This is a genomic window from Halobaculum sp. MBLA0143 (assembly GCF_041361465.1).
GTDB lineage: Archaea > Halobacteriota > Halobacteria > Halobacteriales > Haloferacaceae > JAHENP01.
The window spans coordinates 1989429-2011552 of record NZ_JBGKAC010000001.1 but is presented as its reverse complement, the minus strand read 5'-3'; the positions used below and the strand labels follow the sequence as shown (position 1 = coordinate 2011552).

22 protein-coding genes, 1 tRNA gene and 1 pseudogene are annotated in these 22124 nt (G+C 68.5%); 10 read left to right on the top strand and 14 right to left on the bottom strand.

Going from position 1 to position 22124, the window contains the following annotated elements:
• The first annotated feature begins 4 nt into the window (after window positions 1-4).
• Complete coding sequence (locus RYH79_RS10330) at window positions 5-817, top strand: sugar phosphate isomerase/epimerase family protein (protein WP_370898794.1); 813 nt, start codon at window positions 5-7, stop codon at window positions 815-817.
• Window positions 818-1024: 207 nt separating this feature from the next.
• Here RYH79_RS10330 and RYH79_RS10325 read toward each other — a convergent pair whose 3' ends face one another.
• Window positions 1025-1537, bottom strand: coding sequence for a metal-dependent hydrolase (locus RYH79_RS10325; protein ID WP_370898792.1), 513 nt, complete (start codon window positions 1535-1537; stop codon window positions 1025-1027).
• An 83-nt stretch (window positions 1538-1620) separates the two neighbouring features.
• On the opposite strand from RYH79_RS10325, the gene RYH79_RS10320 reads away from it, so the two are divergent.
• Window positions 1621-2874 (top strand): aryl-sulfate sulfotransferase, encoded by a 1254-nt coding sequence (locus RYH79_RS10320; protein ID WP_370898790.1) that lies wholly within the window; start codon window positions 1621-1623, stop codon window positions 2872-2874.
• Window positions 2875-2970: 96 nt separating this feature from the next.
• Window positions 2971-3804, top strand: coding sequence for a hypothetical protein (locus RYH79_RS10315; protein WP_370898788.1), 834 nt, complete (start codon window positions 2971-2973; stop codon window positions 3802-3804).
• A gap of 61 nt (window positions 3805-3865) precedes the next feature.
• Here RYH79_RS10315 and RYH79_RS10310 read toward each other — a convergent pair whose 3' ends face one another.
• The 4 genes from RYH79_RS10310 to RYH79_RS10295 form a co-directional block, all read right to left on the bottom strand.
• A complete protein-coding gene (locus tag RYH79_RS10310) occupies window positions 3866-4132 on the bottom strand; it encodes a hypothetical protein (RefSeq protein ID WP_370898786.1) in 267 nt (88 codons plus the stop codon).
• A 363-nt stretch (window positions 4133-4495) separates the two neighbouring features.
• A tRNA-Trp gene (locus RYH79_RS10305) sits at window positions 4496-4669 on the bottom strand.
• A gap of 49 nt (window positions 4670-4718) precedes the next feature.
• Entirely contained in the window at window positions 4719-4940 is a 222-nt protein-coding gene (locus tag RYH79_RS10300; RefSeq protein ID WP_370898784.1) for a DUF5795 family protein, read from the bottom strand.
• Between the two features lie 55 nt (window positions 4941-4995).
• The gene (locus tag RYH79_RS10295) at window positions 4996-6183 is read right to left on the bottom strand and encodes a DUF5794 domain-containing protein (RefSeq protein WP_370898782.1); all 1188 of its coding nucleotides are present in this window, start codon (window positions 6181-6183) and stop codon (window positions 4996-4998) included.
• 460 nt (window positions 6184-6643) lie between these two features.
• Here RYH79_RS10295 and guaB point away from each other — a divergent pair, with 460 nt between their 5' ends.
• Window positions 6644-8128, top strand: a complete 1485-nt coding sequence (gene guaB, locus RYH79_RS10290; protein WP_370898780.1) for an IMP dehydrogenase — start codon at window positions 6644-6646, stop codon at window positions 8126-8128.
• On the opposite strand, the gene RYH79_RS10285 is transcribed toward guaB, so the two are convergent.
• Genes RYH79_RS10285 through RYH79_RS10270 form a run of 4 tightly spaced genes read right to left on the bottom strand, consistent with a single transcriptional unit; the run spans window position 8125 to window position 12423 of the window.
• A complete protein-coding gene (locus tag RYH79_RS10285) occupies window positions 8125-9876 on the bottom strand; it encodes a type II secretion system protein (protein WP_370898778.1) in 1752 nt (583 codons plus the stop codon). The genes guaB and RYH79_RS10285 overlap by 4 nt on opposite strands.
• Window positions 9873-11732 (bottom strand): ATPase, T2SS/T4P/T4SS family, encoded by a 1860-nt coding sequence (locus tag RYH79_RS10280; protein ID WP_370898776.1) that lies wholly within the window; start codon window positions 11730-11732, stop codon window positions 9873-9875. The genes RYH79_RS10285 and RYH79_RS10280 overlap by 4 nt, the downstream gene beginning before the upstream one ends.
• A complete protein-coding gene (locus RYH79_RS10275) occupies window positions 11630-12208 on the bottom strand; it encodes a DUF7311 family protein (protein WP_370898774.1) in 579 nt (192 codons plus the stop codon). Before RYH79_RS10275 ends, RYH79_RS10280 begins: the two co-directional genes overlap by 103 nt.
• Window positions 12205-12423 carry a DUF7310 family coiled-coil domain-containing protein gene (locus RYH79_RS10270; RefSeq protein WP_489753352.1) on the bottom strand — a complete coding sequence of 73 codons (219 nt, stop codon included), beginning with the start codon at window positions 12421-12423 and terminating at the stop codon, window positions 12205-12207. Before RYH79_RS10270 ends, RYH79_RS10275 begins: the two co-directional genes overlap by 4 nt.
• Before the next feature lie 93 nt (window positions 12424-12516).
• Between RYH79_RS10270 and RYH79_RS10265 the strand changes: the two genes are divergently transcribed.
• The 6 genes from RYH79_RS10265 (at window position 12517) to RYH79_RS10240 (ending at window position 17807) form a co-directional block, all read left to right on the top strand.
• Entirely contained in the window at window positions 12517-13590 is a 1074-nt protein-coding gene (locus tag RYH79_RS10265) for a tubulin/FtsZ family protein (protein WP_370898770.1), read from the top strand.
• Window positions 13591-13678: 88 nt separating this feature from the next.
• Window positions 13679-14401 (top strand): helix-turn-helix domain-containing protein, encoded by a 723-nt coding sequence (locus tag RYH79_RS10260; protein ID WP_370898768.1) that lies wholly within the window; start codon window positions 13679-13681, stop codon window positions 14399-14401.
• A gap of 43 nt (window positions 14402-14444) precedes the next feature.
• Window positions 14445-14798, top strand: coding sequence for a hypothetical protein (locus tag RYH79_RS10255; RefSeq protein ID WP_370898766.1), 354 nt, complete (start codon window positions 14445-14447; stop codon window positions 14796-14798).
• Between the two features lie 43 nt (window positions 14799-14841).
• Window positions 14842-16125: an HAD hydrolase family protein gene (locus tag RYH79_RS10250; RefSeq protein WP_370898764.1), complete on the top strand. Its 1284-nt coding sequence runs from the start codon at window positions 14842-14844 to the stop codon at window positions 16123-16125.
• Between the two features lie 47 nt (window positions 16126-16172).
• Window positions 16173-16520 carry a DUF5658 family protein gene (locus tag RYH79_RS10245; RefSeq protein WP_370898762.1) on the top strand — a complete coding sequence of 116 codons (348 nt, stop codon included), beginning with the start codon at window positions 16173-16175 and terminating at the stop codon, window positions 16518-16520.
• Window positions 16521-16568: 48 nt separating this feature from the next.
• On the top strand, window positions 16569-17807 hold the full coding sequence (locus tag RYH79_RS10240; RefSeq protein WP_370898760.1) for a mandelate racemase/muconate lactonizing enzyme family protein: 1239 nt from the start codon (window positions 16569-16571) through the stop codon (window positions 17805-17807).
• A gap of 251 nt (window positions 17808-18058) precedes the next feature.
• On the opposite strand, the gene RYH79_RS10235 is transcribed toward RYH79_RS10240, so the two are convergent.
• The 5 genes and pseudogenes from RYH79_RS10235 to RYH79_RS10215 all read right to left on the bottom strand — a co-directional run bounded on the left by RYH79_RS10235 (window position 18059) and on the right by RYH79_RS10215 (window position 22081).
• Window positions 18059-18757 carry a hypothetical protein gene (locus RYH79_RS10235; protein ID WP_370898758.1) on the bottom strand — a complete coding sequence of 233 codons (699 nt, stop codon included), beginning with the start codon at window positions 18755-18757 and terminating at the stop codon, window positions 18059-18061.
• Window positions 18754-18942, bottom strand: a complete 189-nt coding sequence (locus RYH79_RS10230; RefSeq protein WP_370898756.1) for a hypothetical protein — start codon at window positions 18940-18942, stop codon at window positions 18754-18756. The genes RYH79_RS10235 and RYH79_RS10230 overlap by 4 nt, the downstream gene beginning before the upstream one ends.
• Before the next feature lie 10 nt (window positions 18943-18952).
• The gene (locus RYH79_RS10225) at window positions 18953-20053 is read right to left on the bottom strand and encodes a hypothetical protein (RefSeq protein WP_370898754.1); all 1101 of its coding nucleotides are present in this window, start codon (window positions 20051-20053) and stop codon (window positions 18953-18955) included.
• A 195-nt stretch (window positions 20054-20248) separates the two neighbouring features.
• A pseudogene (locus RYH79_RS10220) lies at window positions 20249-20635 on the bottom strand (zinc ribbon domain-containing protein); the annotation flags it as partial.
• 48 nt (window positions 20636-20683) lie between these two features.
• A complete protein-coding gene (locus tag RYH79_RS10215; protein ID WP_370898752.1) occupies window positions 20684-22081 on the bottom strand; it encodes a signal recognition particle protein Srp54 in 1398 nt (465 codons plus the stop codon).
• Window positions 22082-22124 lie beyond the last annotated feature (43 nt).

Genomic DNA, 22124 nt, shown 5'->3' with positions numbered 1-22124 from the left:
GGTCGTGTCCACCGCTACCGACGGACTCGACCTCGACGTGGGGTTCACGCTCGGCTTGGATCTCCCGTTCGCGGAGTCGGTCGCCTTCGCCGCCCGCGAGGGGTTCGACTTCGTGGAACTGCTCCTCGACGCTCGCTACGCCCGCGAACGGATCGAGGACCGCGCCGCCGAACTCCGCGAGACGCTGTCGACGTACGACTGCGGCGTCGTCGTCCACCTCCCGTTCGCCGTCGACCCTGGCTCCCCGTTCGAGCCGGTCCGCGCCGGCGCCGTAGAGGAGCTCACTCTCGGCATGGACCTCGCGGGCGACCTCGGTGCCGACCGTGTCGTCTTCCACCCCTCCTCGGACGCCTGGTCGAAAGGCTGGGACACGACGGCGACCCGGGCGTTCGTCCACGACAGTCTCGACGAACTCCTCCCCGCCGCCAACGACCGCGGGCTGGAGCCGTGTCTGGAGAATATCGTCTCCAGCTACTACGACGCCACCACGTTCGACGAACTGCTGTCGCGCTACCCCGACGCGCAGATGACGTTCGACACGAGTCACGCGCTGCTGGCCGGCCAGTCCGAGGCGGAGATGGCCGACTTCCTCCGCGAGCACTCGAATCGCGTCGCCCACCTCCACCTCGTCGACACGCGTGGCGACAGTGACGAACACCTCCCGGTCGGGATGGGCGTGATCGACTTCGAGCGGGTCCTCGAGCCGCTCGTGGAGTGCGGCTGGGAGGGGACTGCGACGCTGGAGATCGGGACGGAAGACTACGCGACGATCGCGTTGGGGAAGGAGAACTTGGAGGGAGTAGTCGAGGGGGCGTGAGGGCCTTCGGCGGACCCGTCCCGTCGCTCTCTCCACTGCCGCCGCTCGCCAGGTGGCTCGCGGCAGCGAGTGGAGTCACAGGGAGCCGCGAACCCCCGATAGCCGTGGCTTCCGGCAGCTCCACTGAGTCTGGGAGGCAGAGCGACCAGTTCACCGGCTACTCTACACAAGAGGAGGGTCCGACGCCACTGGCGGTTCCCGACCGTCTCACTCACTCGACTCGTCCGACCCGCCCGTCGGCAGCCCGACTGCCGATCGTCCCTCGCGTGCCACGAGGAGCCCGACAGACAGCCAGATCAGGAGTTCGAGGTAGAAGGAGGTGGTGCCGACGTACTGGACGACGAACGCCCCCGGTCCGGCGTCCAGCGAGTCCCAACTGTCGACGATTGGCCACAACAGGAAGACGGTGTTCGCCGGACGCCCGTTGAGAGTGATGTGGAGGGCGTCGGCGGCGAGGTGGCTCCCCCACCCGAACGCCACTGCCGCGAGTCGCCCGGTGTCGGGCGTCCAGTCGATCACCCGGCCGAGCAACACCGGACAGAGAAACACGACACCGAACAACGCCGAGTGAGCGATCGAGTGGTAGGTGGGGATCAGTCCGGCCACTCCCAACGGCTTGTCGACGAGATCCGGCAACGCGGCGCCGGCGACGACCCAGACTGTCGGGTACCGACCCCTCGCGAGCCCGGCCGCGAGCACGAGGTGTGTCGCGAAGAGCACACCCTCGGTACGAGTTCGACGGTACTGTGTCTTCCCCCGACGGACAACGAAGGCGGGAAACGTGCCGGACCCGACCCAGACGCATGAGGCTGCTCCGACTCGTACTGGGCTGTCTGGTGGTCGTCCCGTTGGTAGTGACCGTCGCCACGAACCCGGTGTTCGTCGCCGACGGTCCGGGGTACTCGCCCGACGGCTCCGTCTCCGGTCAGACGGTCGTCACCGGCACGGCGTTCGTCGTCGTCGACGGCGACGGCACCGTCGAGTATCGGGAGACAGTGCGCGACGGGTACTGGGACGTCGATCCGATCCCCGACAGCGACGCAGTCGTCGTCTCGACGGTGACACGCAGCCCGGACCGACTCGGCTGTTCGAACTGTGTGGTGCAACGGATCGAACGTATCGACCCGACGACGGGTGACCGGGAGGTGTTGTACAGCGAGGTGACGCCGGGAGAACGTAACGTCGAGTGGCACGACGTCGACAGAGTCAACGAGACACGGTACGTGATCGCCGACATCGCACAACACGAAGTGGAGACGGTCGACACCACGACGGACACCACCGTCTGGGAGTGGAGCGCCTACACCGCGCTGTCGCCGGGCGCCGGCGGCCAGTTCGACGGGGACTGGACCCACCTGAACGACGTGGAGATCGTCCGCGACGGCCAGTACGTCACCGCGAGTCTCCGCAACCACGACCGGGTGGTGTTCGTCAACCGCACCTCCGGTCGGGTGAACGAGTCGTTGTCGTTGGGCACGGACGACGACCACTCGATCTTAGACGAGCAACACAACGCCGACTACATCCCCGAGGAGCGGGGCGGCCCGGCGATGATCGTCGCCGACTCGAACAACGACCGTGTCGTCGAGTTCCGCCGCGAGGACGGGGAGTGGGTCGAGTCGTGGGTGTGGCAGGACGACCGGCTCAAGTGGCCCCGCGACGCCGACCGACTCCCCAACGGCCACACGCTCGTCACCGACACGAACGGCAACCGTGTCCTCCAGGTCGACCGACGCGGCCGTGTCGTCTGGTCGATCGAGACGAACCTCGACGCCTACGAGGCCGAACGGCTGTCGACGGGCGACGAGAGCGCCGGCGGCACCGCGGCCGCCGAGCTGGGGCTCGACTCCCGGACTGTCGAGCCGGAGACCCCACTCGAACGGGCACAGGTCGCCGTGGAGTCTGTCCTGGGCCCGCGCGTGGTGAACAGCATCATCTGGCTCACGCCCGCGTGGATGCGACTCCCCGAGTTCGTGACCGTCCTGGTGAGTCTGGTGTCGGCGCTCGGACTCGTCGGCTACGAACTGTTCGCGCGTGGGCTGGTTCCACGGCGGTAACCCGACGGGGCCTCAACTCCACCCACAGCGGGTCGCGGTACCGGTTCAGAACGCGACGGCGAAGGAGTTACGCCCCTCGACGGCACTGTTGCAGATGTGTTTCTGTCCCCGCTCGACCAAGCGATCCTGACCGGTGCCGTCGTCGGGTGGTCTGCCACCCTGTTCGGTTGCCTCGGCGCTGGTCGGGCCGACGGCGATCCACTCGGTGAACGGCCGTTCCCCGCCACGCTCGTCGGTGACGAGACGTTCGTTCGGGCGCTCGACCACGTGGCCGAGACCGGTTCGTTCCCACACCCCGACCCCGGACTCGTCCCCGAGCTGACGAAGGCACGGTTCGTCGCTGCCACTGCCAGAGACGACGGCGACGAACGATACGCCGACCGTGTCGAACGACGACGACACCCGCTTCTCGACCCGCTTGAGCGGTTCGATGCCGTCACCGTCCTGTCGAGTGAGGACCGCCGCGAGTCACTCGACGAAGCGGAGCGCGAACGGCTTCGGTCAGTTGCCGGGTTCGACGAGACGGGGCTGTCACCCGACGACGACCGCGAATCAGTGTTCGCGGACCACCTCACCGACAGGGAGCGGACTCTCCTCCACTACCCCGGTCCACCGGCTCACGTAATCGAGTCGGCAGCGGCGCGTGGCGAGGAGTCGCTCGACACTCCGCCAGTCGAACGCGCGGCCGACGCTCCCGACGAACACACGACGTACGTCCGCCAGCGAGCGACGGTAGAAGCGGTCGCCGTCGGTGGCCGGGAGCTGGCCACCGAGACGTCCGAGACTGTCGCCGACCAGTTGCGTCGACGAGACTCACTCGGGTGGCCGTACGACGACACGGACGAGTACGCCGCGACCGTCGCGTTCAACGCAGCACTCGCTGCGGAGTCCATGCTCGAAGCCGACGGCGAGCTCGTCACACCGCCGTAATCGACGCGAGTAGTCGGCCGAGTGGGCTCGAGGCCGTCGACCGCCCACCCGAGTGGGTCGGTTACGCAGCCGTACTCCGACCGGTGTTGCCACCGCCCAACTGCCGTGCGACCAACTCGGCGACACCGATGGTGAGCAGGTACGGAACGAGACTGACGACCGTGTCGTTCGTCGCGTGCACCAACGGGTTCGTCGGTGCCGTCCCCCCGAGCAACACGTAGTTCACTCCCATCTCGTGTGTCAACCCGAGTGTGAACACTGCAACCCACAGTGCGATGATCTGTGCAACGACGAGTGTCCGTGCGGAACTTCCTACAGACAGTTCCATAGACCACATCGAGAACCAGTATATCATAAAAGTAAAGGAGCTATTCGACACCAGAGTAATAACTTATCAATTTTCAAAGCGTACTTATGCCGACCGACACTAACTGGCCACGACGACCGAACGAGGAGAGCAACTATGACTCGGCTCTCGCTGGCCGAGTCGCGACAGGGTGGCCGGAGGGGTGTGTGAGCTTCGCCCGCTTCGCTCCACCCTACACTGCCAGTGTTCTGTAAGTAGCTCGCGGCAACGAGCGGGGTCGGAGGGATTCGAACCACGGTCGCTCGTTCGCTCCGCTCACTCGCTCCCTGTTCAAATCCCTCCTCCAACATTGCTGCCACTCGCCAGTTGGCTCGCGGCAGCAAGTGGGGTCGGAGGGATTTGAACCCCCGATCGACTGATATCTCCGGTCGCCTCGGTTCTCCAGAGGGTCGTCACAACGGGCGGTGATCAGCCGGCCGCTCGGTATACCAGTCTGGAGTTCGTCACCGGGCGCGTGCCTCTGGAGTCAGTCGCCCTACCGGACTGGGCCACGACCCCACTGTCACTCCGTACTGTAGAATCGCGTAAAGGGATTACGATTCCCCTGTCACTCCTCGCGCTCGCGCCAGTCGCAGTCCTGGCACTTGTACCCGGTGACGAACGCCGTGATGTCCGGCATGTAGCCGACGGAGATCACGTCGCCGTCACAGTCCGGACAGTCGCGGTCGGCGTCCTCGATCGGTTCGGCGTCCATCACGGACTCTCCTTCGACCAGTTCTGCGAGTCGTTCGGGCGTCACCATCCGTCCTTGGACGACGCGGTTGCTCATACCCTCTCAAAGACCGACGGCGTCCTAAATCTCGCGGTGGCGAGTCACCGAGCGGTCACAGCCACGGGGCGCGAGCGCCGCCGTCGTCGGCGTCCGCCGAGTCGCCTCCAGACTCGGCGTCGTCGGTGTCCGCCGCCGAGTCGCCTCCAGACTCGGCGTCGTCGCCCGAGACGGCAACGTCGTCGGCCAGGTCTCCGTCGGCCGGAGCGACCGTGGCGTCGTCCGGTGCGGTCGGCTCCGCCCCGTCGGCGGCCGTACGGGCCGGCATCGTCCCCCAGCTCTCCCGGGCGGAGACAGCCGGGGACTCCCCGTCGACGACAGCCGACGGCTCGCCCGCGACGTCGCCGATCACGTCGGCCACGGGCTCGCCGGGCGTGTCACCGACGTCGTCCAGGTCGTCGTCCGGCGCCGGAGCGGGCTCTTCGTCCGTCGAACTGCCGTCGTCGGCGCTCGGGTCGCTCGGATCGTCCGAGTCGTCGTCGGTCGGGTCGGCGTCTCCGGACGACTTCCCGCTGGGGTCGTACGAGAACACGGCGGTCACGAGCAGGACACCCAGCGCGACGGGGTGTTCCGTGCCGACGATCCCGAGTTCCAGGACGGACAGCCCCAGCACACCCAAGGCGACGGCAGAGCCGAAGCGGAAGCGGTCCAGGTCGACACGACCGCGTAGACGCGGACCGGCGACGGCGACGCCGAGCGCGAACGCGACGCCGACCCCGGCCGCGGCGGCGGCCTTCACCATCATCACCGGGTCGGCGTCGACGACTAACGTCACGCCCGCCGGGGACAGCGAGGCGAGCAGCCCCAGTCCGATGATCGCTCCGGGACGGGGGAGCAGTTCGCCGACCTCGGCGCTGGCGGTCTTCGCGGCGACCGCGAGGATCACCAGGGCGGCGAACCGCTTGAACACCGCCAGGTCGAGGAGGCTCTTGATCGTCTCCGCGAGGGCGGCCTCCAACGCCGCCAGCGGGAGCAACACGGCCGCGAGCACGAGAATCGCCGCGACGTGTTCGCGGGGGGTGCCGTCCATCTCGGCCAGGATCACCGCCATCGTGGCGGAGCCGCCGAAGATCAGCAGCCCCGTCTCGACAATCTGGAGCGGCTGCGACAGCGCCCCCGCCAACACGAGCGCGGGGAAGATTCCGTCGACGAGCGGGAGCCCCATCACCGTCGCGAGGAGCTTCGTCGGACCGTCGACTAACTGTTCGAGTCGGTACGCGACCGGGTGACGTGAGGTGCTCATCGACTACGGATACGGATAGGCCTCACCGGTGGCCGAACGGTAACAACGTGACGACACGGCGAACCCCTGGCCACCAAACCGGGGTTTCCACCGTGGTCCGAGTGTTCGCGCTTCCACACCAATCGAGAGTGTCGTGGCCTCCGAGCCGGCGGACTCCTCGACGTCGGTGCTCTGGCGCACAGCGTTCTCGGACTGCATACCATAACGATACTTCACTGGAATCATAAGCGTTGCGTGAGACGTGGCCACACACGCCGACCGAACTACGGTGTGCTACTTAAAAAGCGCCTACGTATCGTCGGTCGACACGCCACTGTGCCGTCGGATCGTCGCCCGTCTCGGGATCGAACCGACGAATCGTCTCGCACGCGTCGGAAGCGAGTTGGTTCGTCACACGTCACCGTCTCTCGACGTGTCCGTCCCTCACAACGTTTTTGCCGTCCCCGGGCGGACCGGCAACATGGAGAACGAACACTTCTCGGAGAAGTTGCGCGTTCCGGAGGCGCTGACGTTCGACGACGTGTTGTTGCGCCCGGCCGAGAGCAGAGTCGAGCCCGACGAGGCGGACGTGTCCACCCGCGTCTCGCGGAACGTCGAGCTGAACGTTCCCGTCCTGTCGGCGGCGATGGACACCGTCACAGAGAGCGACCTCGCCATCGAGATGGCTCGTCGTGGCGGGCTGGGTGTCCTCCACCGCAACATGACCGTCTCGGAGATGGTCGCGGAGGTCGAACGGGTGAAGCGAGCGGACGAACTCGTGATCCGCCGCGAGAACGTCGTCACCGCCGCGCCGGACCAGACCGTCCGCGAGGTGGACGCGATGATGGAGTCCGAGGAGGTGTCGGGCGCACCGGTCGTCGACGAGGAGGACCGTGTCCTCGGGATCATCTCCGGAACCGACATCCGTCCGTACCTGGAGGTCGGGGAGTCCGACGCCGTCCGGGAGGCGATGACCGACGAGGTCATCACCGCACCGGAGTCCGTCACCGCCCGCGAGGCGCTGGAACTGATGTACGACCACAAGATCGAGCGCGTCCCGGTCGTCGACGGTGAGAACCGTCTCGTCGGGCTGGTGACGATGCAGGGCGTGCTCCAGCGCCGCGAGCACACGGACGCCGCCCGCGACGACGACGGCACTCTCCGTGTCGGCGTCGCCGTCGGCCCGTTCGAGGAGGAACGGGGCGTCGCCGCCGACGAGGCGGGCGCGGACGTGTTGTTCATCGACTGTGCCCACGCCCACAATCTGAACGTACTGGACGCCGCCGAGGCGATCACGGCGGAGGTGGACGCAGACGTGGTCGTCGGCAACGTCGGTACCCGCGAGGCGGCGGAAGCCTGTGTCGGCTTCGCCGACGGGCTGAAGGTGGGGATCGGCCCGGGGTCGATCTGTACCACCCGGGTCGTCTCCGGCGCCGGGATGCCACAGATCACTGCCGTCGCCGAAGTCGCAGACGTGGCCGCTGACCACGACGTGCCGGTGATCGCCGACGGGGGGATCCGATACTCCGGTGACGCGATCAAGGCCATCGCCGCCGGGGCCCACGCGGTGATGCTCGGGTCGTACTTCGCCGGGACGGAGGAGGCGCCGGGTCGTGTCATCACGATGAACGGCAAACGGTACAAGCAGTACCGCGGCATGGGCTCCGTCGGCGCGATGAACGAGGGCAGCGGCGACCGGTACCTCAAAGACGAGGAGGACGGCGAGGAGTTCGTCCCCGAGGGCGTCGAGGCGGCGACCCCGTACAAGGGGCCGCTGGCGTCCGAGCTCCACCAGCTCGTCGGCGGGATGCGCTCCGGGATGGGGTACGTCGGCGCAGAGACACTGTCGGAGGTCCGCACGGACGCCGCGTTCGTCCGCGTGTCGCAGGCCGGCCAGACGGAGGGGCACCCCCACGACGTGACGATCACGGACGAGGCGCCCAACTACTCCCCGGACGGGAGCTAGACGAGCAGTCCCGTCGCCCGAACGGCCAGGAGGAACGTGGCCGTCGCGGCGGTGAGACTCCGCCCGACGCGGTAACCGACGAGCGCGCGGTCGACCCCTTCCCGGAGTCCGACAGCGAGCGTCGGCAACAGGACGGCCAAGGCGAGCACGTAGCCGCCGACGGCACCCCCGACGACCGTGGTCTCCAACGCGGCCCCGCCGTCGGTCGCGGCCGACAGTCCGTCCAGTCCACCGGCGAGTGCGACCGTCGTCCCACCGACCAACGGGCCGAACACCGCGGCCGTGTTCTCCAGCGTGTCCGTCACCGCGGCGACGGACCGGCGTGCGCGCCGTTCGTGATCCCGCAGCGTCTCCAGTCGTTCGGCTTCCGTGACGAGCAGCTCCCCCGCCGGCGGCCCCGCCTCGGCCGCGACCGACAACAGCGTCGCCGCGGCCCGGCCGCCGACGGTCGGCGTCTCGGCGAACGGACCGTCGTCCCCACAGAACGCCCGGCGCACCCCGACGCCCAACGTTCGACGCCTGCGAGCGGCGACTGTGAACGCCTCTCCCACCGGCGGCGGGAGTCGGTCGCCGGCGGTTCGGACGGCGGTCTCTACGGCGACGCCGTCGGCGACGCGGCGACCGACGAGCGCCAGCGCGTCCGGAAGTCCCCTCTCCAAGGCCGTCACGCGACGGCGGAGCCGTCTGGCCGGGCGGAACCGGACGAGCAGTCCCGGGCCGAGACCGAAGCCGACGGCCGACAGTGGCGCGGCCCAGTCGGCGACGGCGACGCTCGCGGCGATCCAGCCGCCGGTCACACCCGCGGCCACGGCTGCGACCGTTCGGCGCGAGTCGTCCGGCAGCGCGGGGTGGTCCCGGGGGAGTCGCGGCGGCGGGAACGCGACCGGTCGCGCGAGCAACACTCGGGCGCCGGCCAGACAGACGGCCGCCGGCAGGAGGAGGTCGTAGACGGCGACGAACACGGTCGCGCCGACCGGCAGCCCGGTGACGGTGGCGGCGGGAACCGCACCGACGAGCGCCAACGGGAGCAACACCCCGCCGGCGTACAGCGCGGTCACGGGGCCACGGATCTCCGTGGCGAACGTCCCAGCCCGTCGCTCGACGGCGTCGCCGACGGCCGAGACGGCCCGGTCCAGCGTCCGGTCGCGGGCCGGCTGGGGAGCGTCGGCGGCCGCGACGAGTAACGCGACCGAGCGGTCCAGCGCCGGGAACCACGTCCGCCAGTCGGCCGCCCAGTCGTCCAGCCCGGTCGTCGGCGTGGCGCGGGCCGCCGCGACGTGTCGCGCCAGCGAGGCCGCCAGCGGCCCGCTCGCCGTGTCGGCGGCGAACGCGGCCGCCCGTTCCGGCGGCGCGTCCAGCCGGAGCCTGACCGCGATCAACCCGACGACCGTCGCCGTCGCCCCGACGGCCCGGCTCCGCCGGAACTCCGCGCGCCACACCGGCGTCCGGTGGACGGCGTGGGTCACGCACAGTCCGACGGCCGGCGGCGCGGCGACGGAGACGGCGCCCGGCGCCCCGGCGGCATACGCCACGACCGCGGCCAGGAGTGTCGCAGCGACGCCGACCGTGTAGCCGGCGGCGACGATCCGGTCTGCCGTCCGCTCGGCGACGGCCGGTGGCGCCGACCGGCGGAACCGAACGGCACGGCGGAGCCGCTCGCCGGCCGTCGGCGCTCCCGGCCAGAGTTCGGCTAGCACGGCGACGACCCCGCGACCGTCGTCCTCGGCGTCGCCGTCACGTCCGATCACGGCTCCAACGAGACGGACGGGTCCGTCCGTCCGGTCGCCGCCAGCCGCTCGATCCGCTCGGCGCGGGCGGACAGCGCCGTCAGGCCGTCGGCGTACGACTCCTCCGTCGCGGTGAGCCCGGCGAGCAGTTCGCTGTCGCCTCGCCGGAGCAGCCCCGTCGCCCCCTCCGTGTCGAACACGGGTTGGAACGTGACGCCGTCGTCAGTCTGTCGCACCTCCTCTATCGCCGACAGCCGGTGGTCCGGCGACAGCGAGAGGACGAACTCCGTGGCGGCGAACGCCGACCGGGGGACGCCCAGGTCGGAGACGACCCGTTCGCGGACCGCGGCGGCGTCCGTGCCGTGGATCGTCCCGAGGACGGCGTCTGCGGCGGCGCCGACCCGCATCGCCTCGTACAGGGCCTGCGCCTCCTCGCCACGCACCTCACCGACGACGAGTGCTCCGTCGCCGAGCCGCAGCGCCGTCCGGACCGCGTCCGTCGGGGTGAACGTCGCGTTCGAGCCGGTGTCGACCGCGAGTCGCTGCACGTCCCGGTCGCGCTCGCGGAGCTCGGCGACCGGCAGCTCCGGCGTGTCCTCCACGATCACCGTCCGGACGGTCTGGGGGAGCGCCCACAGCAACGCACCGAGGACGGTCGTCTTCCCGGCCCCGCGTGGCCCCGCGACGAGCCCGGCGGCCCCGCGGGCGACGGCCAGCGACAACAGTGCCGCCGCTCGTGCCGGGAGCGTCCCCGTGGCGACGAGTCGTGGGAGCGTCCACGGGTCCGCGTCGCCGTCGCGTCGGAGCGCGAACGCCGGGCCGTCGCTGACCGGCTCTCCGACGGCCGCCACCCGGACGCCGTCGACGGCGGCGTCCGCGGTCGGGTCGGCCCGCGAGAGCCCGCCGCCGCTGTCTGCCCGCACCCGCGAGGCGAGCGTCCGAGCGTCGGCCGCCGACAGCCGGACGTTCGTCTCCGCTCGCCAGCCGTCCGTTGCGACCCGGACGGGCGTCTCCCGGACCGGCGCGGTCAGCCACAGGTCCGTCACCCCGGGGACTGCGAGGAGATCGGTCAACAGCCCCAATCCGCGGGTGTGACGCTCGAGGACGGCCGTCAGCCGGTCGGTCGGGCTGTCGTCGTCGGCCACGCTCGCCACCGCGGCCGCGACGGCTCGCTCCGGCGCCCGCTCGCCGACACCCGCCGCCAGCCGGTCGCGGGCGGCTGCGAGCGTTCGGCGTGCCGTGGCGTCGAGCGCCGCCGACGCCGGCCGGAGGTGGAGGCGGTCCCAGCCGTCCGCGCGGGCGTACCGACGGGCGACGCTGCCCGTCTCCAGCTCCCACTCGGCGGTCGGCTCGTCGTCCGGCGCCGCCGGACGCGTACGGCCGACGGCACCCACCGGGGCGACTCCGGGCTCGAACAGGTCACGATAGCCGGTGGCCCCGCCTCCGTCGAGGCCGGCGGCACACGCCGACAGCCCGGTCGCGGCGGCGATCCGACCGACCCCGCCGGCACGCCCCGTCGCGGCGCGGGCGGCGCCCAACGGGTCCGTCCGGGCCCGGTCGGCCAGCCGCTCGTCGTGACCCCGGACTCGGGCGCGAAACCGACCGGCGGCCCGCAGTGTCGCCGCTCCGCGGCCGGCGTACGTCCGGACGAGCCCGGCGTGGGTGACGACGACCGTCGCGGCGTCGCGGTCGGTGAGGGCGTCGACCACCCGACCCCGACAGGCCGGTGCGGCGGCGAGTGCGCCCTCGCCGGGGCAGCTGTCGGCGGCGACGGTCAGCCGGGGGTGGTCCACGCCCGCCGCTCGGTCGAACTCGACGCGACACTCGCAGGCTCCGTCGGATCCGTCCGACCGGAGTCGTCCGAGTCGTTCCAGCACGGGACGGGTGGTCGCGTCACCGTACTTGAGGCCTCGCCGACGACGACCGCCGGCCCGTCCGCGAACAGTCGGAAGCTCACGCGGAGGGTCGTGTCGTGTGCCAGCCGGCCGCGCGGCTCGCCGCCGGCGACCGCCAGCCGCACCGGGCTCTCGACGACGGCCGTCCGGCGTCTGCCGCCGACGGACGCGGTCACGGCGAGCCGCCGCGGGCCGCGACACCGGAGCCGCAGCCGGTCGACCGCGGCCCGCGTCGGCGACGGCGGCGGCACGTCGACGGACAGCAGCCGTCGCGGCCCCGGCACCGGCGGCGGAACGGGAGCCTCCGTCCGGACGAGTCCGGTGACCGCCCGGGTCAGCCGGCGGTCGAGCCGGTCGACGACGGCGTCGCCGCGGGCCGCTCGGACGTCTCGGACCGCCGGCGCCGCCACGGCGAACAACGCGAGCGCGACCAGCGCCGCCGTCACCGCTCGGATCACGACCCCCCGCAGTCGTCGTCCGTCTCGATCCGGTCGACGGCCGCCAAGGCGGCGTCGGCCCGTCGCTCGACGCTGGCCGCGACCGCCCGTCGGTCGCCGACGTACCCTCGCAGCGCCCGCGTGGCCGCCTCCAGTTCGCTCACTCGCCGTTCCAGTGTCTCGATCCGGTCGTCGTCGTCCGTCACGGGGGCGTTGGTCCCGGCACCGCGTTTCAACCTTGGGTGACTTAGACACGAGCGGGCGAGACCAACTGCGACGCGAGTGACAGAGTGGGAAAATACAAGCGTTGTGAGACCGCACGGGTTGGTATGAAGACGGTCCTCATTGGGGTCGGACAGGCTGGCGGGAAAGTCACCGCCGCCCTCCGAGAGTTCGACCGCGACATGGGGTTCGACGCTATCCGCGGTGCTCTCGCCGTGAACACTGCGAAGGCGGACCTCAAGCCCCTCTCCACGGACACTGTTCTAATCGGACAGGACAGAGTGAACGGTCACGGGGTCGGCGGTGACAACGAACTCGGCGCAGAAGTGATGGAGGCGGACGCCGGCGAGGTGATGTCGGCGCTGGACGGTCGTATCACTGCCGAGGCGGAAGCGATCTTCGTCGTCGCCGGACTCGGTGGCGGCACCGGCTCCGGCGGCGCACCGGTGCTGGCGAGAGAGCTCAACCGGGTGTACGAGATCCCCGTGTACGCGCTGGGAATCCTACCCGGCGCCGACGAGGGAGCGATGTACCAGGTCAACGCCGGTCGGTCACTGAAGACCCTGGCGCGGGAGGCGGACGCGGTGTTGTTGATCGACAACGACGCCTGGCGCAGCTCCGGCGAGAGCATGGAAGAGGGGTTCCAGGCGATCAACGAGGCAATCGCCCAGCGCGTCGGGTTGTTGATGGCCTCCGGCGAGGCGGTGGAGGGGGTCGGCGAGTCCGTCGTCGACACCAGCGAGATCATCAACACACTCCGGGCCGGCGGGATCGCCTCGCTGGGGTACGGCAGCGCCCAGGCGGCCGACGACACCGACGACAACGTCAACGTCGTGACGAGCGTCACCCGCAACGCTCTGTTGACGGGCGCGAGTCTGCCGGACGCCACCGCCGCCGAGACCGGACTCGTCGTGCTCGCGGGTCGCGCGGAGAACATCTCCCGCAAGGGGGTCGAGCGCGCCCGCTCGTGGATCGAAGACGAGACCGGCAGCATGCGGGTGCGCGGCGGCGACTTCCCGTTGGACTCCGACCGGATCGCCGCGCTCGTCCTCCTGGGCGGTGTCGAGCGGTCCAGCCGCGTCGAGGCGTTCATGGACCGGGCGAAGGAGGCCAAAGAACAGGAGGAGCGCGAGGACCCCGCCGAGATGTTCCAGGCGGAGGAGCTGGACGACCTGATCTGACCCGTTCGTCGCCGCGCCGGCTGCGGTGTGTCACCGGTGGACGCAGCGTTTATCCTTCCGAGTCGCGTCCGTGCGAGCGGGTACGGGCATGATCGACACTACACTGGACATGGAGCAGTACGACTGCCCGTTCATCGACACGACGGCGGATCACGACGTGTCGTTCGCCGCCGTCCAGTGGGAGTTCGACACGGCGACGGAGTCGCTGGAGACCCGGATGGTCGTGGAGGGGGGAGACCGGCACGCGCTCGCGGACGGTCTCGTGGCCCTGCGGGACCACGACCAGATGGCGGAGTACGAGCTCCTGCGGAAGACGGGAGGGGTGGCACAGATCCGGACGGTGATCGACGAGACGGCGGCGATGTCCACCGTCCGCGACAACGGGGGGTACATCACGGGACCGTTCTACATCGCCGACGGCAGCGAGCTGTGGCACGTCGGCTTCGACGACCGGGAGGCGGAAGACGCGACGCTGGCGCGGCTCGACCGTCGCAACGAGTTCGACGTCGTCGACCGCGAGGAGCCGGAGCTGCCGGAGCTCCAGGAGTTCGTCCAGAACGCCGGCGCCGCGATGACGCTCGTCGAGGGCTGTCGTGACCTCTCGCCGGTGGAGCGGCAGACGCTGGAGACGGCCGCCTCGGAGGGGTACTTCGAGAGCCCTCGGTCGGCGACTCTGGGGTCGCTGGCCGACGAGTTCGACGTGTCGAAGCCCGCCGTCTCGAAGAACCTCCGGCGAGGCCAACGGAAGATGCTCCAACGGGTCGTCGACGCCTTGGAGGAGCTGGACGAACCCCAGGAGCCGACGCCGTGACGCGAACGGACCGTTGAAGTCGCTCCCACGCCTCGTGTGGGTCGTGTCGGGTCGCTCACCCCCGCCGTCCGCGCTCCACCCCGAGGACCGATCGGACCCCGCCGACGAGACGGGGCCGTGGCTGACGGTCGCCGCCGTGGCGACGCTGTCGTGGGTCGCGCTCGTGGCCCTCGACCACCAGTTCCTCGCGGCCGGCAGCTCACCGTGGGCACTCGTCCGGAGCGCGTACTCGTTGTTGCTGGCACCGTCGGTCGCTGCAGCCGTGTTCCAGGACGACCGTGTCCGCACGGCCGCGGGGGAGGGGGTCGGCCGGGCCCGCTGGCTGTACGCCGGCGTCGCGTTGTTGTTCCCGCCGGTCGTCGTGGCGTACGCCGGCCACCGACGACTGTCCGGGTGAGTCACCGCCGTAGGCTTTTCACGCGGCGTCACCTCTCGCGGACATGGACGACTACGACCGGCTGTACGAGCTGTACGACCGGTTCGACACGGAGCGACTCCGGGACTACCGGGTGTTCGTCGACCTGTTTCCTCCGTTGTCGAGCACGGTCGCGCTCGACCGTTGGGAGGAGGCCAGCGAGGCGTTGGCCGACCGACGCGCGGAGATCGAACGCGGGATCGAGGACGGCGAGCGGCTGGCGCCCATCGCCGCTCGGGCCGACCGCGAGGCGGCGTTCACCGCGCTCGACCTCCGGGGGAAGTACGGCCGTGCGGTGAACGCGCTGGTGTTGGACGTCGACGAGACGCTCCGATCCGCGGGCGACACGGACAACGAGATCCCCCGCGAGACGCTCCACCTCCTGCGTGAGTTCGTCGAGCGTGGTGTGCCGCTCGTGATCTGTACCGGCCAGACCCTGGAGAACGTCAAGGGGTTCCTCGTCCAAGGGCTGGGCAACGAACTCGTCCACTCCGGCGACGTGTCTGTCGTGTACGAGGCCGGCGCGGGGGTGTTCACCCCCGGCCACGGCACGGAGACGAAGCGACTCCTGTACGACGACCTCTCGCCGGACACCCGTGGTGTCGTCGACGACGTGCGCTCGCGGGTGTTGCGCGAGGCTCCCGAGCGGGTGCGGCGGGGCTGTCACCTCCAGGGCAACGAGTTCAACGTGACGCTGAAGCCGAACGCCGAGACCGGCAGCGACACCGCCGCGGCACGGATCGACGAGGCGCTCGTCCACCTCCTCGATCTGGTCGGCGAGTCCGTCGCCGACCGGGTGGATCTCCCGGACGACACCACCGCAGGCGACGACACGGCGGGGGTCGCCGCCGGCCCGGCGACCGCGCGGGCGTTCTTCGCGGACGCGGACCCGGAGATCGCCGACGCGTTGGACCGCGAGTCGGCCGCCCGCGCGGAGACGGTGCCGCCGGCGGCCGCGGACCTGTTGGCCGAACTGGAGGTGGCGCTGTACCACGCCGACGCGGCGGAGTTGGCCGTCAGCGACCTAGACAAGGCCGCCGGCGTGGAGGCGGCGTTGTCCGTGCTGGGCGTGTCCGACCCGTTCGTCGTCGTGATGGGCGACAGCAAGTCCGACCGCCGGGCGATGGAGTGGGCGACGGACAACGACGCCGGGCTGGCGGCCGCCCCGACACACGCCTCCTCGGGCGTGTTGGACCACGTCCGCGAGACGGACGAACTCCTGTTCCCGCCGGGGGAGGCGGCAGAGCTGCTCGGGACGGTGTGGGCGCTGAACTGCCTCGTCGACGAGTCGTTCGCGGTCGACGACTGAGTCTCGGTTCCCGAACGGTTTTACAGGGAGTGTGCCTCCCTCCAGTCGTGGCTCGCTGGCTCTCGTTGGAGGAGACGGCGTTCGACCCCGAGGAGTTCACACGGCTGTGGTTCCTGGCGACGCTGACGTACGGCGTCGGCGACGTGGTGACGACCATCGCCCTGTTCCGGGCGCCGTGGGTCCGGGAGGGCAACGGGTTGTTGCTCGCGGCGATGGAGGCGTTCGGCCAGGCGGGGCTCGTCGGCGCGAAGCTGCTCGTGTTCGGGCTGTGTCTGGCGATCTCGTTGCGGGCCGCCCGCGCGAACGACCGCTTCGGCTACTACTTCCCGCCGGCGGTGTTGGCGGTCGCGGGCGCGTTCACGACGGCGTTCAACCTCCGGCTGCTGATCGGGTAGTCGATCCGGCGACGCAAGGTTTACCCCCAGCCGAGTGAAGTCCGAGGCATGTCGAGAGACTACGAGTCGCTCCACGACCCGAACGCGGAGTACACGATGCGAGAGCTGTCCGCGGAGACGATGGGAGCGACTGCGAAGCGCGGCGGCGGCCGTGACGTGGAGATCACGGACGTGCAGTGTACGATGGTCGACGGCAACTTCCCGTGGACCCTCGTCCGGATCTACACGGACGCCGGAATCGTCGGGACCGGCGAGGCGTACTGGGGTGCCGGCGTCCCGGAGCTGATCGAACGGATGACACCGTTCCTCCGCGGGGAGAACCCACTGGACGTCGACCGACTGTACGAGCACCTGATCCAGAAGATGTCCGGGGAGGGCACAGTCGAGGGTGTGAGTGTCACTGCCGTCGCCGGCGTCGAGATCGCGCTCCACGACCTCGCGGGGAAGATCCTGGAGGTGCCCGCCTACCAACTGCTGGGTGGGAAGTACCGCGACGAGGTCCGGGTGTACAACGACTGTCACACGGAGTCGGAGGCGGACCCAGAGGCGTGTGCCGACGAGGCCGAGCGGGTCGTCGAGGAACTGGGGTACGACGCCCTGAAGTTCGACCTGGACGTGCCCTCGGGCCACGAGAAGGACCGCGCGAACCGACACCTGCGGCCCGGCGAGATCCGTCACAAGGCGGAGATCGTCGAGAAGGTGACCGAGCGCGTGAAGGACCGCGCGGACGTGGCGTTCGACTGCCACTGGTCGTTCTCCGGCGGGAGCGCGAAACGACTCGCCGACGCCCTAGAGGAGTACGATGTCTGGTGGCTGGAAGACCCCGTCCCGCCGGAGAACCTGGAGGTGCAGGAGGAGGTGACGAAGTCCACGACGACACCCATCGCCGTCGGGGAGAACCGTTACCGCGTCACCGAGGAACGCCGGCTGATCGAGAACCAGGCGGTGGACATCGTCGCGCCGGACCTGCCGAAGGTCGGCGGGATGCGCGAGACCCGGAAGATCGCCGACGTGGCGAATCAGTACTACGTTCCGGTGGCGATGCACAACGTCTCCTCGCCGGTGGCGACGATGGCGTCCGCCCAGGTCGGGGCCGCGATCCCCAACTCCCTGGCCGTGGAGTTCCACTCGTACGAACTCGACTGGTGGGGCGACCTCGTGGAGGAGGACGTGATCGTCGAGGGCTCCGTTGAGATCCCAGAGGAACCCGGGCTCGGCGTGACGCTGGACATGGACGTCGTGGAGGAGTACATGGTGGAGGGAGAGACGTTGTTCGATCCCGCGTAGCTGGATCGAGCGCGCCGATCGGAGATCGACGCAGTTCGACGAGGCGTAAGCCGAGGTCGAGTGAGTCAATCTCCGATTGACGCAGTTCGACGGAGCGTAAGCCGAGGTCGAGTGAGTCAATCTCCGATTGACGCAGTTCGACGGAGCGTAGCCCCGTCGGAACCGCTGGATGGAGTCCAGTGTCCTCGGTGCTGCGAGGCGGTGGAGGTGCTAGCCACCTCCGGTGTCGCTCGACGAGACCGAAATCGCGGCTACGACACGTCGTCTGCCCACGCGGTGTCGAGTTCGACCGTGTCGTCGTGACGTGCGACAACGTCCTTGTCGATCAGTTCGTCGAGTGCTCGCTCGACGTGCGCGGGAACTGTCGGGCTCGTCTCGGTGACGTGCTCTCGAAGCTGCCGTGTCGTCGTCGACCCGACGCGGAGGAGTCGTTCGATCACGTACCTCTCCGCCTCGACGGTGTCTGCAGTCCGACGAACTGTCTCCGCTAACTCCGACGGGACCCCGTCGAGACGCCGGATCGTCTGTTCGAGCTGGATAATCGGGTGTGGCTTGCCTTCGATCAGCCACTCGTACTCGCGCACCCCAGAGTTGAGTGGGAGCTGTGACTCGAACTCCTCTCGAACCGTCGTCCAGTCGAACGTCGGAGAGTTCGCTGTAATGATGTCTCGAACGTCCTGGGTGTCGTCCGGACGTGGTGTCATCATCTTGAACAGCGCGATGTCGGCGGGTGCGCACACCGACACGGTCAGTTCCCCGACGGCGAGAAGTTCGGTCGCCCGCGACTGCATTCGCTCGGAGAAGTCGAGTTTCAGTGCAACCTGCCGGTCGAACAGGTCGACGTGGCCTCCGTCCTCTCGCTTCAAGACGGCTGTCGCCCCGAGAGACTCGTACTCCGGTGCGACGTTCCGCTCGATACTGTAGTCCGTGTCGAGGAGTGCCGCCTTCACCCGTCGAAACGAGTCTCGGCTACGGTAACGAGGTCGACATCCTTTGTCGACGGCTTGGTTCCTCGAAGTGTCATCGCACCCCCTCCGATCAGATAGGCGTCTGCTGGATACTCCAGTGTAGAGCCTACCTCCTCGAACGTCTCGCGTAACTGTGCCTCTGTACTGTACTCTTCTGACGACTCCACTATATCTGTTCTACTCTCTCACCTGTTTTAATACCTCTCCATCGACAGCGTCTTTCAGCTTCTCACTGGCTGCGGAGATGTCGACGCCGTACTGCACCGCGGTGTCTCGAACGCGACCCGGCGACGGGAGCCACTCGTGAGTGGGTGTGGAGCGATCTCGCTCGGATCGTGTCGTTGCCGCGTCTGTCCTTCTCACCGATCTGTGCCGCCGGCCGGTCCCCGCGGATTCGGCACTCGCAACGACGAGCGCCGCGAGGTACTCTCCGACCTCTCTCACTCCGTAGTGGTCTGTGAGTTCGAGGAACTGCTCGTGAACGAAATCACCGTCTACCACAGCCTCGGCGACCAACAGAGCACTGTACTCCACCCGTCTGTTGTCGACCCTCCGACAGAGTGTGTGGACGATTACGTCCGTCGTAGCCAGTGTGCCCGTATCGGGAAGCTCAGAGTAGTAGTACACCGGAGACGACGAGCTCCGGAACTCCAGTCCCCACCGGATGAACTGATCTAGTCCGGTTTCGGTGACTGTCCCATCCAGAGACTCGCATCCGCCGGCCGAGGGAGCGGTGAACAACGCTTCGTGTGGTGCTGTCCAGATCACTGTCGGACTCCGGTACATCGAATCGATTTCGGCCGCGTAGAACAGATTGAACACACACTCGGCGAGTGACTGCAGTGGTTCGTACTTCGACCGGAGTCGTACCTGCCCGCCCGTCTCTGTTGCGACCTGCCGCTTCTGTAGTGCTGTCAGGATCTGCCTCACGCGCGGCTCGTCGACGTCGGTGAACCGTGCAATCTCTGACGGTGTACGTGGTGCTGTGAGAAACCAGATGATCCGGAGCCGCGATACCGTCAGGAACTCTTGGAGATCTAGTTGCGGTGCCGACTCACGAACAGTAGCCATCTCGTCGACAACACTCGTCGGCTGCGGCCGGACGGTGACTGTGCGCCCGCTCTGATCCCGTTCGACGATTCCACGCTCCGACAGACGGCTCACACTCTTCGAGATCGTCGACCGTGCGAGCCCGGTTCGATCTATCAGATCTCGGTACTGACGCGCCCCTGCCTCGACCCCAGCGATTACCTGGAGATCTGATGTTACAAAGCACACGCAAAACTCTACGAAATCCTGTTATAACAGTGTTTCGTAGAGTTTTCTGGAACCTCGAACTGAAGGCGTTTGTAGAGACTCGTATCGAGTTGTTTCCTTATCGATCGGAAAGTATCGAGAACGAAGACAGCTGATAGGTAGCGTAGTTGTCGTCCAGTACGTTCGGGAGAGAATCGCGTGTGAATCGCCTCGGGGTCAAGTGGTTCGAGAGACTTCGTCTCTCGTCATCACGGAAGACTTCGTCTTCCGAACGACCCCGAGGCTTCCCGTTTCCACGACGTGACTTGCAGACACTCGCTGAAACTCAACGGTATCCACAGCGGTCACAGTCTCCACGGGCGTGTCTTCGGGCCATCCCAGCCCTAACTCAGAAAAGCCGCGCTTGAGGACGTTCATCGTCGCGTTCGCATCACGGTCACACTCGAACCCACACGCCGGGCAGGAGTGTTCCCTGACCCAGATGGGTTTCGCCGTCTCCACACTACACGCCGTACACTCTTTGGTCGTTCCTGCCGCTTCGACTTGTACGACGTGACAGCCGTACAGGTCGGCATTGTATTCGAGCAGAGTGATGAACTGACGACACACGAGCCGTCCGACCCCACCTGCACACAGAGTCGTGATCGGGGACTAGTCCCCGAACGGCCCCATTCCGCCCATGCCCCCGCCGCCACCGCCGCCGCCGCCCTGCTGCATCTTCTGCATCATCCGTTGCATGTCGCCGTCGCCCATCCCCTGGAACTGCTCCATCGTGCGCTTCATCATCCGGAACTGTTCGAGTAGCTCCTCGATGCGTTCGACCTCGACGCCGGAGCCGTGGGCGATGCGTTCCTTCCGTCGCTGACCGATGACGTTCGGGTCGAGCATCTCCTCGTCGGTCATGGAGTCCATCACGACCTCGAACTCCCGCATCCGATCCTGAGTCACGTCCATCGCGTCGTCCGGGAGTTGATCCATCATCCCGCCGCCGAGACCGGGGATCATGTCCATCACCTGGTCGAGCGGGCCCATCCGGTCCATCGCCTTCATCTGGTTGCGCATGTCGACGAGGGTGAACTCCCCTTCCATCATGTCCTCGGGGTCCCAGTCGTCTTCCTCCTCTTGGGTCTCCTCCATCGCGCGTTCCACCCGCTCGGCGAGCTGTTGGAGGTCACCCATCCCGAGCAGCCGGGAGATGAAGCCACTGGCTTCGAACCGCTCGATGTCCTGGACGGTCTCGCCCGAGCCCAGGAACGCGATCGACGAGTCCGTCTCGTTGACGGCCGTCAGCGCCCCGCCACCCTTCGCGGTGCCGTCCAGCTTCGTGATGGCGACGCCGTCGATACCGATGGCGCGCTCGAACTCGCGGGCCTGATCCTTCGCCCCCTGACCGATGGCGGCGTCCAACACGAGCAACGAGCGGTCCGGCTCGACGACGTCGTCGATCTCCTCGATCTCGGCGATCAGGTCGTCTTCGAGCGCGTGCCGCCCGGCCGTGTCCACGATGTGGACGTCGGCGTCGGCCGTCTCCTCCAGTCCCTCGCGGGCGATCTGGACCGGATCGTCACAGTCCGGATCGCCGTAGAACTCCACTTCCGCGCGCTCGGCCATCTCGCGGGCTTGGTCGAACGCGCCCGGTCGGAACGTGTCCGTCTGGATCACGGCGGGCCGGAGCCCCTTCTTCGAGAACCACCACGCCATCTTCGCCGAGGTGGTCGTCTTCCCGGAGCCCTGGAGCCCGGCGAGCATGATCGTCTGTTCTTCCAGCGGGAGCTCGGTCGAGTCGCCGACCAGGTCGACCAACTCCTCGTAGACGATCCGGAGGACGTGATCGCGGGCGGTCGTGCCGCCGGGCGGCTCCTCGTCTAACGCGCGCTGTTCGATGTCGTCCGACAGCTGCATGACGAGTCCGGTCTCCACGTCCGCCGACAGCAGCGACCGTTGGATCTCCCGGACGACGTTCTCCACGTCCGCCTCGTCGATTCGGGACTGGCCCCGGAGGTCGTCGAGGCTGTCCCGGAGGGAACTGCCGAGATTGTCGAGTACCATTTGCTCGGGAGTAGGTGTGGGGGGCGCTAAAACCTTGTTCGTC